Origin of the sequence: Kluyvera intermedia, assembly GCF_021440345.1 — a bacterium.
GTDB classification, from domain to species: Bacteria; Pseudomonadota; Gammaproteobacteria; order Enterobacterales; family Enterobacteriaceae; genus Kluyvera; species Kluyvera intermedia_A.
This window is the reverse complement of record NZ_JAKCNS010000015.1, coordinates 14839-29363: the sequence shown is the minus strand read 5'-3', so window position 1 is coordinate 29363 and position 14525 is coordinate 14839. Positions and strand designations below refer to the sequence as shown.

Sequence of the window (14525 nt, the reverse complement as noted above, 5' to 3'; positions counted from 1 at the left end):
TTACGCTGCCATGATAATGACGGCTATATCAATGATTCAGGCTTGCCTTTATACTACCGCGCGTTTGTTTATAAACTGCCCAAATGACACTCAATGGGAAATCTCCGGTGAAGTTCGTAAAGTATTTATTCATCCTTGCAGTCTGTTGCATTCTGCTGGGAGCAGGCTCGATCTATGGCCTCTACAAATATATTGAGCCGCAGCTGCCAGACGTAGCTACGCTCAAAGACGTGCGCCTGCAGGTGCCAATGCAGGTCTATAGCGCGGACGGCGAACTGATCGCGCAATATGGCGAAAAACGTCGTATCCCAATGACCCTTGACCAGATCCCACCGGTGATGGTGAAGGCGTTTATTGCGACCGAAGATAGCCGCTTCTACGAGCACCACGGGATTGATCCAATTGGTATCTTCCGTGCGGCAAGCGTAGCGCTGGTCAACGGCCATGCGTCACAGGGTGCCAGCACCATTACCCAACAGCTCGCCCGTAACTTCTTCCTCAGTCCTGAAAAAACGCTGATGCGTAAAATAAAGGAAGTGTTCCTTGCTATCCGCATTGAGCAGTTGCTGAGTAAAGATGAAATTCTTGAACTGTATCTGAACAAGATTTACCTCGGCTACCGCGCTTATGGCGTGGGGGCGGCCTCGCAGGTTTACTTTGGCAAACCTGCCGACCAGCTTTCGCTGAGCGAGATAGCAGTGATTGCCGGTTTGCCTAAAGCGCCGTCAACCTTCAACCCGCTGTACTCGATGGATCGTGCTACCGCGCGTCGTAATGTCGTGCTGTCGCGCATGCTGAGCGAAGGCTATATCAGCCAGCAGCAGTACGACCAGGCGCGTAGCGAAGCGATCGATGCCAATTATCACGCGCCGGAAATCGCCTTCTCCTCACCGTATCTCACCGAAATGGTGCGTCAGGATATGGTGAAGCAGTACGGTGAACAGGCCTACGAAGACGGTTATCGCGTTTACACCACCATCACCCGGAAGAACCAGCAGGCGGCTCAACAGGCGCTGCGCAATAACGTGATGGATTACGACATGCGTCATGGCTACCGCGGCCCGTCCAACGTGCTGTGGAAAGCCGGTGAACCGGCCTGGGATAGTGCGAAAATTCGTGCCTCGCTCAGACCACTGCCGTCCTATGGCCCGATGCAAGCAGCGGTTGTGACAGCGGCCAATCCGCAAGAAGCCACCGCTGAACTAGCTGATGGCACGTCCGTATCGTTAACCATGGAAGGCATGCGCTGGGCGCGTCCTTATCGTTCCGATACGGCGCAAGGCCCGACGCCGCGCAAAGTCACGGATGTGGTTCAGGCAGGACAACAAATTTGGGTGCGTCAAAACGGTGACAGCTGGTGGCTGGGGCAGATTCCTGACGTCAACTCCGCGCTGGTGTCGATTAACCCCAAAAACGGCGCCATTATTGCGCTGGTCGGTGGTTTCGATTTCAACCAAAGCAAATTTAACCGTGCAACGCAGGCGATGCGCCAGGTCGGTTCCAATATCAAGCCGTTCCTCTACACCGCCGCCATGGACAAGGGGTTAACCCTCGCCAGCATGCTGAACGATGTCCCAATCTCCCGTTGGGATGCCGGCGCGGGTTCTGACTGGCAGCCGAAGAACTCCCCGCCGCAGTATGCCGGGCCGATTCGTCTGCGTCAGGGTCTGGGGCAATCGAAGAACGTGGTGATGGTTCGCGCGATGCGCGCAATGGGCGTCGACTACGCGGCTGAGTATCTGCAGCGCTTTGGTTTCCCGGCAAGTAACATCGTGCATACCGAGTCACTAGCGCTCGGCTCCGCATCGTTTACCCCGCTACAGGTCGCTCGCGGTTACGCGGTAATGGCGAACGGCGGTTTCCTGGTTGACCCTTACTACATCAGTAAGATTGAGAACGATCAGGGCGGCGTGCTGTTTGAGGCGAAGCCAAAAATTGCCTGCGCCGAGTGTAATCTACCGGTCATTTACGGCGATACGCCAAAGTCTAACGTCCTGGAAAACAATGACGTTGAAGACGTTGCCGTTTCCCAGGAACCACGTAACTCAGTGGTGCCAATGCCTGCGCTTGAGCAAGCTAATCAGCAGCTGGTCGCACAAAACAACGCCCAGGAATATGCTCCGCACGTGATCAATACGCCGCTGTCGTTCCTGATTAAGAGCGCACTGAACACCAACATCTTTGGTGAACCGGGCTGGCAGGGCACCGGCTGGCGTGCTGGCCGTGACCTGCAGCGTCAGGACATCGGCGGCAAAACCGGCACCACCAACAGTTCAAAAGATGCCTGGTTCTCCGGTTATGGCCCAGGTGTGGTGACGTCGGTTTGGATTGGCTTTGACGATCACCGCCGCGATCTGGGTCGTACCAGCGCATCCGGAGCGATTAAAGATCAGATCTCCGGCTACGAAGGCGGCGCGAAGAGCGCGCAACCCGCATGGGATGCCTTTATGAAGCAGGTTCTGGCCGGCGTTCCCGTAGAGCCGCTGACCCCACCACCGGGTATCATAACGGTCAATATTGACCGCAACACCGGCCAGTTAGCTAGCGGTGGCAGCAGTCGTCAGGAGTACTTTATCGAGGGAACGCAGCCAACGCAGCAGGCGGTTCATGAAGTGGGTACTGAGGTTATTGATAACGGGGAAACCCACGAGCTGTTCTAGTCAAACCTGGAGGGCTGCCAGTTTATGCGGCAGTTCCACCCGAGCGAGGTTTGCTCTGGTGACAAAAAAGGCGCCCTCGGCGCCTTTTTTATTGTGGATACGTGCCTTAAAAACGCCCCTGCGCCTGCAGCCACTCGCGCAGCAGAAACAGTGCACTGACGTTACGCGCCTCACTGAAATCAGGATCATCCAGCAGCGCCATCAGATTGGTGAGCGGCCAGCGCACCTGCGGCAGAGGTTCCGGTTCATCGCCAGGCAGGGATTCCGGGTAGAGATTTTCCGCCACCACAATATTCATTTTGCTGGAAAAATAGGACGGCGCCATGCTCAGTTTTTTGAGAAACACCATCTGATGGGCGCCAAAACCCACTTCCTCTTTCAGCTCGCGGTTGGCCGCTTCCATCACCGTTTCACCAGGATCGATAAGCCCTTTCGGGAAGCCGAGCTCATAGGATTCAGTGCCCACCGCATACTCACGAATCAAGATGATGTGATCGTCGACAATAGGCATGATCATCACCGCTTCGCGCGAGGACGGCTTCATACGTTCATAAACGCGACGTACGCCATTGCTGAACTCTAAATCAACGCTTTCCACATTAAAAAGACGAGACTGTGCGACGGTTTCAACATGAAGAATGGTGGGTTTCTGTAATGATTTGCTCATTGGGCCGGGATCTTTGCTGTAGTGACTTTTATCATTGTGCGATAGGTATGCGGTTCCAGCAATGCATAAAGCGCTTTATTTACATTGTTGCAACCTTTTACTTCTCATCTCTCATTTATGGATAAATGTCAAGAGGTTGAATTACAATTGGGAATTTACTGATACTCGACGTGCTATGGGTTTGTTATGCTTACGTGTTGCGGGAGTCTATAAGCTCTCAATTGATAACCTCTGCAATACGTGCCAATGGTTTATACAAAAGCAGGCAACTAAAGAGACCTCTAATATAAGTATGATGGGAAAAGCATGGGCACACTGATGATCTTTACCATAGCGATACTGATCTGCGCCGTGCTGGTCGGTTGGCTGTTTCGTAAAAGGACTAAACGTCTGCAACTTCCGTGGCTGCACCTGTTCCCAGGCGCAACGACACGTAAATTGACCGATGAAGAACGTCAGGGCGTTGAAAACTACCTCGGCGATCTCAACCGTGACAGACAGGTACCGGCTTCTGGAGCAACCATCGCGCCTGCTGCGCTGACGCTCAGCGCCCAAAGCCACACCGTTTTCCGGTTGACCCGCGCCATTACGCGCTACGGCATCACCACTGACGATCCTAATAAATGGCGCTATTTCCTCGACTCCGTGGAAGTTCACCTGCCGCCGTTCTGGGAGCAGCACATCACCGATGAAAACAGCATTGAGCTTATCGTTACTGACGATATGCCGCTGGTGATTACGCTGAATGGCCACTCGCTCAAAGCCTACTCTCAGGAAAACAGACAGTTCGTACTCGAGTCCTCATCCTCAACTCAGGCTTCCATCCGCGGCGAAGAAAGCGAGCAGATAGAGCTGCTGAATATTCGTCAGGAAACCCACGAAGAGCACGCGCTCAGCCGCCCGGACGGTCTGCGAGAAGCCCTGCTGATTGCTGCCGCCTTCTTGCTCTTTTACTGTAGCTTGATTTCACCTGTCGTATTTAGCCCATGGATTTTATGCGGCGCCGTGCTCATGCTATGCGGTGGGCTATGGGGACTGTTTGCACCGCCGACCAAATCATCACTGCGCGAGATCCACTGCCTGCGCGGCACGCCAAAGCGCTGGGGGCTGTTTGGTGAAAACGATCAAGAGCAGATCAACAATATTTCCCTGGGCATAATCGACCTCATCTATCCGCGTCACTGGCAGCCGTTTGTTGCTCAGGATCTGGGGCAGAAAACCGATATCGATATCTACCTGGACAGACACGTTGTACGCCAGGGACGTTTTCTCTCCCTGCACGATGAAGTTAAAAATTTCCCGCTTCAGCACTGGCTTCGCAGCATGGTTATCGGCTGTGGCGCGCTACTGGTGGTGGTGATGATGTGGGTCAGCGTGCCACTGAACATGCCGTTCAAGTTTACCCTCTCCTGGCTCAAAGGTGCGCAAACCATTGAAGCCAGCGACGTACGCCAGCTGGCGCAGGCAGGTATTCGCGTCGGCGATACGCTGCACATCCGCGGTACCGGGATGTGTAACATTCATTCCCCGGGGACCTGGACTGCCCAGGAAAACTCGCCGTTCCTGCCGTTTGACTGCTCGCAGATCATCTGGAACGACGCGCCTCGTCTGCCGTTTCCGGAATCGGAAACCGTCAATAAGGCCACCGCGCTGGTCCAGGCCGTCAGTCGACAACTGCACCCAACGCCGGATGATGATTCTCGCGTCAGCCCGGCCCTGCGCTCAGCCATCCAAAAATCAGGGATGGTGCTGCTCGACGACTTTGCCGATATTGTGCTGAAGACCAAAGATCTGTGCGCAGCCGCCGACGACTGCGTACGGCTGAAAAATGCGTTGGTGAACCTCGGCAATACCCGCGATTGGGATGCACTGGTCAAGCGCGCCAACTCCGGCAAGCTCGACGGCGTGAACGTCCTGCTACGCCCAGTCAGCGCGGAGTCGCTGGACAATCTGGTTGATACCTCTACGGCACCGTTTATTCTGCGCGAAACCGCACGTGCGGCGCAGTCATTGAACAGCCCAGCCCCCGGCGGTTTTCTGATTACCAGCGATGAAGGCAGTGATTTGGTCAGTCAGCCGTACCCTTCTACCAGCCTGTATGATTACCCTGCGCGTGAACAGTGGGATGAATTCCAGCGACTGGCGGGCATGCTGATGCATACTCCGTTCCGCGCCGAAGGGATTGTCACCAATGTCTTCACCGACGCCAACGGCACGCAGCACGTGAACCTGCACCGGATGCCGGACAGCAGCGGGCTGTGGCACTACATCGAAACCACGCTGCTGATACTGGCGATGATTGTGTGCGCAATTTACAACGGAGTGCAGGCGCTTCGCCGCTATCATCGCCATCGGGAACGTCTGGCGGATATTCAGAAATACTACGAAAGCTGCATTAATCCCGTCCTGCTCCCAGCCGCGGATAACTTTAAGTCGGACTTCCCGACGAACTAAGCCCCATCACACCGCGCGACAGGTTGTGCTACTCTGTCGCGCAATTCTTCCGTCTGGAGACTCACCATGCATTTTGATATCGCCTGGAAAGAGGTGGATACCGTTCTTCTGGACATGGATGGCACCCTTCTTGACCTCGCATTCGATAACTATTTCTGGCAGAAACTGGTGCCGGAAACTTACGGTGCGAAGCTGGGTATCAGCCCGCAGGCGGCGCAGGCGGCCATCAGTCAGGAGTATCATGCGGTACAACATACGCTAAACTGGTACTGCCTGGACTACTGGAGCGAGCGCCTGGGTTTGGATATTTGTGCCATGACCAGCCAGCAGGGTCCACGTGCGGCTCTGCGCGATGATACCGTCCCCTTCCTCGATGCCCTTAAGGCCAGCGGCAAGCGGCGTATTCTGCTGACCAACGCCCACCCGCATAATCTGGCGGTTAAACTTGAGCACACCGGGTTGGACTCACACCTTGATTTATTACTTTCCACCCATACATTTGGTTATCCGAAAGAGGATCAGCGGTTATGGCAGGCAGTCAAGGAACATACGGGTCTGGAAGCCGGACGGACGTTGTTTATCGACGATAGCGAGCCGATTCTGGACGCTGCCGCCCACTTTGGGATCCGCTATTGCCTCGGTGTCTCCAATCCCGACTCGGGTCTGGCGGAAAAGCAGTACCTGCGTCATCCCGCGCTTAACGATTACCGTCGTTTGATCCCCTCACTTAACGTGAAGGAGTAACCGTGAAAGAGAAGTCCATCGAAGGCGTCAGGCTGGATAAATGGCTCTGGGCCGCGCGTTTTTATAAAACCCGCGCCATTGCACGAGAGATGATTGAAGGCGGTAAAGTCCACTACAACGGGCAGCGCAGCAAGCCCAGCAAAGTGGTCGAACTCAACGCTCAGCTCACGCTTCGTCAAGGAAATGATGAACGCACCGTGGTGATAAAAGCCATCACGGAACAGCGACGCCCGGCGACAGAAGCCGTAGCGTTGTATGAAGAGACGGCGGAAAGTATCGAGAAGCGTGAAAAAGTCGCGCTCGCGCGCAAGCTCAATGCGCTGACGATGCCGCATCCGGACAGACGACCGGATAAAAAGGAGCGGCGCGACCTGATGAGATTTAAATACGGCGACAGTGAATAACTGCCACCCCAAGAGAGAAAATTATGACTCAACACGATCAATTACATCGCTATCTGTTTGAAAACTATGCCGTGCGTGGCGAACTGGTCACCGTATCCGAAACGCTCGAACAGATCCTGGCTGGCCACAACTACCCGCAGCCGGTGAAAAACGTGCTGTCAGAGCTGCTGGTCGCCACCAGCCTGCTGACCGCTACGCTGAAATTCGAAGGCGATATTACCGTTCAGCTTCAGGGCGATGGCCCGATGACGCTGGCGGTGATTAACGGCAACAATCACCAGCAGCTGCGCGGCGTTGCGCGCGTGCAGGGCGATATTCCAGCAGATGCTGACCTGAAAACGCTGATTGGCAACGGCTATCTGGTTATCACCATTTCCCCGGCGGAAGGTGAGCGTTATCAGGGCGTGGTGGGTCTGGAAGGCGATACGCTGGCGGCGTGCCTGGAAGATTACTTCCAGCGTTCCGAGCAGCTGCCAACGCGTCTGATCATCCGTACCGGTGAGTCAGAAGGCAAACCTGCTGCGGGCGGTATGCTGCTGCAGGTTATGCCTGCGCAGAACGCACAGCCGGAAGATTTCGAACACCTGGCGGCCCTGACCGACACCATCAAAGCCGAAGAGCTGTTTACGCTGCCGGCCAACGATGTGCTGTGGCGTCTGTACCACGAAGAAGAGGTCACGCTGTACGATCCGCAGGGCGTTGAGTTCAAGTGTACCTGTTCACGCGAACGCTGTGCCGACGCGCTGAGAACCCTACCGGATGAAGAAATTAATAGCATCCTGGCAGAAGAAGGCGAGATCGACATGCACTGCGATTACTGCGGCAGCCACTACGTGTTCAATGCCATGAACATTGCGGAGATCCGTCACAACGCCTCTCCGGCCGACCCGCAGGTTCATTAATTTCGGCCCTCTCCGGCGGGCGTTGCTTCGTCGGACGATAAAAAAGGCGCCATTGGCGCCTTTTTCTATTGTGGCGGGTCGCCTGTATCTGGAAGCGACGCCGAAAATTGTGTCACACTACCGCCGGTACTCCAGCACCACCGTCTCATCTCCCAGCGTCATGTCGCGCCAGGCTTTTGACTTGGCCCCTACGCGGCCCTCTTTCACCGCCTCCAGCAACGTCGCTTTGGTTATCCCTGCGGGCAACGATGCGCTGGCCTTAAACTCCCAGCCTTTCTCCCCACGGCCAAATACCAGCACCGTGCGATCGCCAAAGGCATACAGAACCTGCTCCGGTTGACCATCGCCGTTCAAATCCTGACTCACCAGCACGCAGCTATCCATATCGTTGCATGATTCAACCTGGTAGCGGCGTTCTATCACTGCCGCCCATAGCGCGTCATCCGCTGACAAGCTGCCCTTTGCCACCAGCACATTTTTCGCCAGCGTCGCTGCCGTCAGTGTTTCTACCGGACTGAGATCGCCCTTTATCAAGCGCGTAAGCAGCCGTGCTCGCTTGGCATCTTTGATAAATTCGGCATCGTTTTGTAATTCAAGAAGCGCCTTGTGCCCAGGTTTGCCGCTGCGTGAGAGCATATACAGGCTGACCTGGTCCGCAGTGATTTTTCCGCTGTGATAACGCGCCATATGGCTGTTCACGCTGATGCGCCAGCTATCAAGCACTGGCGTATAGAGCGACACCAGCAGAACCAGGCCCAACAGCGATACGGCCAAATGCACCTTGCCCATCGACGCAGAAGGATCGCCGCGATAGCGTAACAGACTCACCAGATAACCTACCGACCACACCAGCAGCACCACAACCACCAGCGCGCCATACAGCCGGTCCGTCGTCCAGCCGTATTGCCCAATACGCAGCCACAGCGCCCAGCCCGCAATCAATGCATAGACCGGCGTTAACGCGATTGCCGCAAGGATCAGATAGCGAAGCGCCTGCGGGTAGGGAAGCTGAGGTTTTTGTGGCTCCCAGACCATTGCCGTCAACAGGAGCTGAATCAGCGCGAGCGCCGAGAGCAGCCCGGCGGCTGAAACTCGTTGAGAAATCACCGCCAGCCCGCTAAACGACAGCGTGGCCAGAAACAGCAATGCCAGCAGCGATACCAGCGGTAGCAGGCCGGTCGCGACAAGCGCCAGCAGCTTGTGAATGGCGGCGATCAATCGCGTTTGCTGGCGCGCAAGAATCACCGTCAGCGCAGTAACCAGCCCCACGACCAGGTAGACAAACCATTGAGTTTCAAAGAACAGCCGCGAAAAGAAGGTAATATTCGCCAGCTCAAACAGCCCGCTCCACAACAGTAAAATTAGCCAGACCAGCCCATTCGCCACGGCAATCAGCAGCAAAGTCAGCGTGTTTTGCCACTGCTGCGTATAGAAGTGTGCGTAGCGCGTTGTTCCTGGTTGGGGTTGAAGGTGATACTGCATCCACGGCAGCACCAGCAACGCCATCAGCAGCAGACACCAGCCGTAATTCCACATGGCGCTGTACTGCCGCCAGGTCTCACCGCTGAGGCTGCTCTTCAGCCATCCCCCCATTCCCAGCACCACCACAAGGATCAGCGCCAGCCAACCCCACAACGCCCGCTGTTTGAAGGAGACAACGGTAAACAGCAGTACAGAAGATAATGCCAGGCTTCCCGGCAGGCCGTAATACATCCACCCGATCTCTTTCGGAATCAGGTAGACCGTTAGCAGATAGCACAATAGCCCTTGTACTACGCCCGTTATCACCATGCCCCAACGCGTCGGTGATGAAAGAGGAGTCACAGCATCCATATCGATAATCTCGTTCCTGAAGTAAAGAATTAGGCCATTTTAGGTATCCGTTAGAATCAAAAAGACGGATTTCGCTCAGCGAGGTGAATCGATTTTCTTCATGAAAGCATTACGTAATTTTCTTTCATAAATGCGATTAATTTCACATTTATGCCGTCAGTTAAACCATTTATTAACCATTTAAGAACATTCACGCCAAATACGCGGGTTTTCCTGTCATAATCCCTGTCGCTTCGTGACAGGAGTCACAACGTTTTCGTAAGTAAGACGTTTGTCGGGATACGTAAATCTATGAGCCTGGTCGCGGTCAACACCCCTGAAATACCCATAGAATTTATGGTAGTACAAATTGGCTAAGGAGCAGTGAAATGCGCAACGGTATAACCCCGCAGGACCTCAAGGCTTATGGTATCAACGACGTACAGAATATCGTCTATAACCCAGACTACGATACATTGTATCAAGAAGAGCTCGATCCTAACTTGGAAGGTTACGAACGCGGTGTGCTAACAAGTCTGGGCGCAATTTCTGTCGACACCGGTATTTTTACCGGCCGCTCCCCGAAGGACAAATATATCGTTCGCGATGAGACAACTCGCGATACGGTATGGTGGTCTGATAAGGGTAACGGGAAAAATGACAACAAACCGTTGTCACCTGAAATCTGGCAACATCTTAAAGGCCTGGTCTCTACACAACTGTCCGGCAAACGCCTGTTCATCATTGATGCCTTCTGTGGCGCCAACGAAGACACCCGTCTGTCCGTCCGTTTTATCACCGAAGTGGCCTGGCAGGCACACTTCGTCAAGAACATGTTTATTCGCCCAACCGATGAAGAGCTGGGGACGTTCAAGCCAGACTTTATCGTGATGAACGGCGCAAAATGCACTAACCCGCAGTGGAAAGAACAGGGCCTGAATTCAGAAAACTTTGTCGCGTTTAACCTGACAGAACGCGTCCAGCTTATCGGCGGGACCTGGTACGGCGGCGAGATGAAAAAAGGGATGTTCTCTATCATGAACTACCTGCTGCCGCTGCAGGGCATTGCCTCCATGCACTGCTCGGCGAACGTTGGCGAGAAAGGCGATGTGGCAGTCTTCTTTGGCCTTTCCGGCACCGGTAAAACCACTCTCTCTACCGACCCGAAACGTCGTCTGATTGGCGATGATGAACACGGCTGGGACGACGACGGCGTGTTTAACTTCGAAGGCGGCTGCTACGCGAAGACTATCAAACTCTCCGAAGCGGCGGAGCCGGATATCTATCACGCTATCCGCCGCGATGCGCTGCTGGAGAACGTGGTAGTGCGCGAAGATGGCACCATTGATTTCGACGACGGTTCCAAAACTGAAAACACCCGCGTCTCATACCCTATTTACCACATCGACAATATCGTTAAGCCGGTGTCGAAAGCGGGTCACGCCACCAAAGTTATCTTCCTGACCGCGGATGCGTTTGGGGTTCTGCCTCCGGTATCGCGCCTCACCGCCGACCAGACGCAGTATCACTTCCTCTCAGGCTTTACTGCCAAACTGGCAGGAACTGAACGCGGCGTAACCGAACCGACCCCAACCTTCTCCGCCTGCTTCGGCGCAGCATTCTTATCACTGCACCCAACGCAGTACGCAGAAGTGCTGGTGAAACGCATGCAGGCCGCAGGTGCCCAGGCGTATCTGGTCAACACCGGCTGGAACGGTACCGGCAAACGTATTTCGATTAAAAATACGCGTGCCATCATCGATGCGATTCTCGACGGTTCTCTGGATAATGCAGAAACCTTCACTCTGCCAATGTTCGACCTGCAAATCCCAACCGCACTGCCAGGCGTCGATAGCCATATCCTCGACCCGCGCAGCACCTACGGTTCGCCAGAGCAGTGGCAAGAGAAAGCCGAGAAGCTGGCTACGCTGTTTACGGAAAACTTTGAGAAGTACACCGATACGCCTGCAGGCGCCGCGCTGGTGAGCGCAGGGCCGAAGCTGTAATGGAATAACGCTAAGCGTCACCACGATGGCCGATTAAAACCAACGCAGGTGCAATATGAAAAAACCGCCGGGGTCTCCCCCAGCGGTTTTTTTTAACTCTCTTTCATCGGCCCTTGTATGCGGCTTGCCGGTACCGGTAGCCAGGCGCGAATCAACAGTCCACCCCGTTCGCTGGTATCCAGTTCCAGCAGCCCGTTATGGTTATCGATAATACGCTGCACAATCGCCAGCCCCAGCCCTGTTCCGCTGATGGTACGGGCACTGTCGCCGCGCACAAACGGTTGGAACAAATGCTTACGCTGCTCGGGCTTAATACCCGGGCCGTCATCTTCCACCTGGAACCAGGCGCGATGCGCTTCACGACCGCTGCTGACTTTAATCCAGCCGTTACCGTAACGCGCAGCATTCACCACCATATTGGCCAGCGCGCGCTTGATGGAAAGCGGATGCACACGTACCGGAATTTCATCAGCAAACAGATCCGTGTCGATCTCACGTTCGTAACCGCTTTCTGCCGCAATCACCTCACCGAGCACGGCGTTGAGATCGATAAACTCCAGCGGCATCTCCTGACCGGTACGCAGATAGTCAATAAACTGCTCGATGATGGCGTTGCACTCTTCGATATCTTTGTTGATCGATTCGGCAAGATAGCCATCCTGCTCGCTCATCATTTCGGTGGCGAGACGAATACGGGTCAGCGGAGTGCGTAGATCGTGGCTAACCCCGGCCATCAACAGCGTACGGTCGTCAGACAGCTGCTTCACCCCCGCGGCCATATGGTTAAAGGCCCGGGTCACCGAACGCACCTCTGATGCGCCATACTCACGCAGCGGCGGCGGAATGATGCCCTTACCCACCTGCAGCGCCGCATGCTCCAGATCGACCAGGGGTCGGTTCTGGATGCGGATAAACAGCCATGCGCCGCCTATCGCCAGCAGCATGATGGCGAGGGTATAGCGGAAGAGCGGAGAGAAGTCTCCCTGATGGATTTCGGTCAGCGGCACCCGCACCCAGATATTGGGCGACAGCCAGGTTTTCAGCCAGACCACCGGAGAGCTTTTGTTCACTTCAACGCGAACTTCGGTCGGTCCACCAAGTTGCTGGGCCATCTGTTGGCTCAAAAACTCATAGTGCTGCGCCCAACGGAGCCCCGCTTCCTCTGCGGCTTCGTCAGAATAGAGTGAGATACCAAGCTCACGGTATATCTCGCGGCGAAATGCCGGCGGCACGACAAGCTGCGTCCCGTCTTCCAGCTGCAGTTTATCGGTCATCAGCATACGGACTTCGTAGGCTAAGACCTTATTAAACTGCTGCAGGCTTGGCAAAATCGCGAAGTTCAGCACCACCAGATAGGTTGTCACCAGGCTGACAAACAGCAGGGTGACAATCAGCAACAGCGTGCGGGCAAACGAACTTCGTGGCGAGAAGCGCAATCGCCTCATGCTTTAGAACCGTCCGGGACGAAGACGTAGCCCAGACCCCAAACGGTCTGAATATAACGAGGATGCGCGGGATCTTCTTCCACCATGCGGCGCAGACGAGAGATCTGTACGTCGATAGAACGCTCCATCGCGGAGTATTCACGGCCACGCGCCAGGTTCATCAGTTTATCGCGGGACAACGGCTCGCGCGGATGACTGACTAGCGCTTTCAACACCGCAAACTCACCGCTGGTCAATGGCATAGGCTCGTCTTCACGGAACATCTCGCGAGTCCCGAGGTTCAGCTTGAACTTACCAAAGGCAATCACCGCCTCTTCCTGGGACGGCGCACCCGGCAGCTCATTCGCCTGACGACGCAGCACCGCGCGGATACGGGCCAGCAGTTCACGCGGGTTGAACGGTTTCGGAATGTAGTCGTCGGCGCCAATTTCCAGGCCGACGATACGGTCAACTTCTTCCCCTTTTGCCGTTACCATGATTATCGGCATCGGGTTGCTCTGGCTACGCAGGCGGCGACAAATAGACAAACCGTCTTCGCCAGGCAGCATTAAATCGAGCACCATCAGATGGAAAGATTCGCGAGTCAGCAATCTGTCCATCTGTTCGGCGTTAGCGACGCTTCGAACCTGGAAACCCTGCTCGGTCAGATAACGTTCAAGCAGCGCGCGCAGGCGCATATCGTCATCCACAACCAGAATCTTATAATTCTCTTGCATTGTTTTTACTCCCAAAGGTTCGCAACAATTATTCAGTACGTATTCTCAAAAAAGCCCGCACGAACGACCAGCTAAATCTGGTATATATTCCAGGCTAAATTGTTACAAAGCATATTTAACAGCGAGTTAAGTATACAATGGATCTTAGTACACATTATTTATTCTGTCGGTATGCTGGCGTACTACGTATTGTGCGCAAAGATAACCCGGCGGACAGGTAAGCACTCAAAGATGAAAACACCGTTGATCACCCGTGAAGGGTACGAAAAGCTCAAAAAAGAGATGGATTATCTCTGGCGCGAAGAACGCCCGGAAGTCACCAAAAAAGTGACCTGGGCCGCAAGCCTTGGCGATCGCAGTGAAAATGCTGACTACCAATATAATAAAAAGCGGTTAAGAGAAATCGATCGCCGCGTGCGTTATTTAACGAAATGCCTCGAATACTTAAAGATAGTTGATTACTCACCGCAGCAGGAAGGCAAAGTCTTCTTTGGCGCCTGGGTCGAAATAGAAAACGACGACGGCGCGACGAAGCGCTTTCGCATCGTCGGCTATGATGAAATCTTTGGCCGTAACGACTACATTTCCATCGACTCTCCGATGGCCCGCGCGCTGCTGAAAAAAGAGGTGGGCGACCTGGCGGTGGTCAATACCCCTGCCGGTGAAGCCAGCTGGTACGTTAACGAGATTGAATACGTTAAATGAGCCGGAACAA

Annotated in this window: 11 protein-coding genes; 7 read left to right on the top strand and 4 right to left on the bottom strand. The window is 54.6% G+C overall.

What is annotated here, in order from left to right; all coding sequences use genetic code 11:
* Positions 1-107: 107 nt before the first annotated feature.
* Positions 108-2660 (top strand): peptidoglycan glycosyltransferase/peptidoglycan DD-transpeptidase MrcA, encoded by a 2553-nt coding sequence (gene mrcA / locus LZ634_RS04670; protein WP_234502666.1) that lies wholly within the window; start codon positions 108-110, stop codon positions 2658-2660.
* Positions 2661-2766: 106 nt separating this feature from the next.
* Here the strand turns inward: mrcA and nudE are convergent, their stop codons facing one another.
* The gene (gene nudE, locus LZ634_RS04665; protein ID WP_234502665.1) at positions 2767-3327 is read right to left on the bottom strand and encodes an ADP compounds hydrolase NudE; all 561 of its coding nucleotides are present in this window, start codon (positions 3325-3327) and stop codon (positions 2767-2769) included.
* A 306-nt stretch (positions 3328-3633) separates the two neighbouring features.
* On the opposite strand from nudE, the gene LZ634_RS04660 reads away from it, so the two are divergent.
* From LZ634_RS04660 to hslO, 4 genes are all read left to right on the top strand, one after another.
* A complete protein-coding gene (locus LZ634_RS04660) occupies positions 3634-5781 on the top strand; it encodes an intracellular growth attenuator family protein (protein ID WP_234502664.1) in 2148 nt (715 codons plus the stop codon).
* 66 nt (positions 5782-5847) lie between these two features.
* On the top strand, positions 5848-6525 hold the full coding sequence (gene yrfG, locus LZ634_RS04655) for a GMP/IMP nucleotidase (RefSeq protein ID WP_234502662.1): 678 nt from the start codon (positions 5848-5850) through the stop codon (positions 6523-6525).
* A 2-nt stretch (positions 6526-6527) separates the two neighbouring features.
* Positions 6528-6929, top strand: coding sequence for a ribosome-associated heat shock protein Hsp15 (hslR, locus tag LZ634_RS04650; RefSeq protein WP_234502660.1), 402 nt, complete (start codon positions 6528-6530; stop codon positions 6927-6929).
* Between the two features lie 23 nt (positions 6930-6952).
* Positions 6953-7831, top strand: a complete 879-nt coding sequence (hslO, locus tag LZ634_RS04645; protein WP_234502658.1) for an Hsp33 family molecular chaperone HslO — start codon at positions 6953-6955, stop codon at positions 7829-7831.
* A 117-nt stretch (positions 7832-7948) separates the two neighbouring features.
* On the opposite strand, the gene LZ634_RS04640 is transcribed toward hslO, so the two are convergent.
* Complete coding sequence (locus tag LZ634_RS04640; protein ID WP_234502657.1) at positions 7949-9664, bottom strand: DUF4153 domain-containing protein; 1716 nt, start codon at positions 9662-9664, stop codon at positions 7949-7951.
* Between the two features lie 368 nt (positions 9665-10032).
* Here LZ634_RS04640 and pckA point away from each other — a divergent pair, with 368 nt between their 5' ends.
* Complete coding sequence (gene pckA / locus LZ634_RS04635; protein WP_234502655.1) at positions 10033-11649, top strand: phosphoenolpyruvate carboxykinase (ATP); 1617 nt, start codon at positions 10033-10035, stop codon at positions 11647-11649.
* A 92-nt stretch (positions 11650-11741) separates the two neighbouring features.
* Here the strand turns inward: pckA and envZ are convergent, their stop codons facing one another.
* Together envZ and ompR are read right to left on the bottom strand one after the other, a co-directional pair.
* Positions 11742-13094 (bottom strand): two-component system sensor histidine kinase EnvZ, encoded by a 1353-nt coding sequence (gene envZ, locus LZ634_RS04630; RefSeq protein WP_234502653.1) that lies wholly within the window; start codon positions 13092-13094, stop codon positions 11742-11744.
* Positions 13091-13810, bottom strand: coding sequence for a two-component system response regulator OmpR (ompR, locus tag LZ634_RS04625; RefSeq protein WP_001157751.1), 720 nt, complete (start codon positions 13808-13810; stop codon positions 13091-13093). Before ompR ends, envZ begins: the two co-directional genes overlap by 4 nt.
* A 231-nt stretch (positions 13811-14041) precedes the next feature.
* On the opposite strand from ompR, the gene greB reads away from it, so the two are divergent.
* The gene (greB, locus tag LZ634_RS04620; protein ID WP_234502651.1) at positions 14042-14515 is read left to right on the top strand and encodes a transcription elongation factor GreB; all 474 of its coding nucleotides are present in this window, start codon (positions 14042-14044) and stop codon (positions 14513-14515) included.
* The last annotated feature ends 10 nt before the right edge of the window (positions 14516-14525 follow it).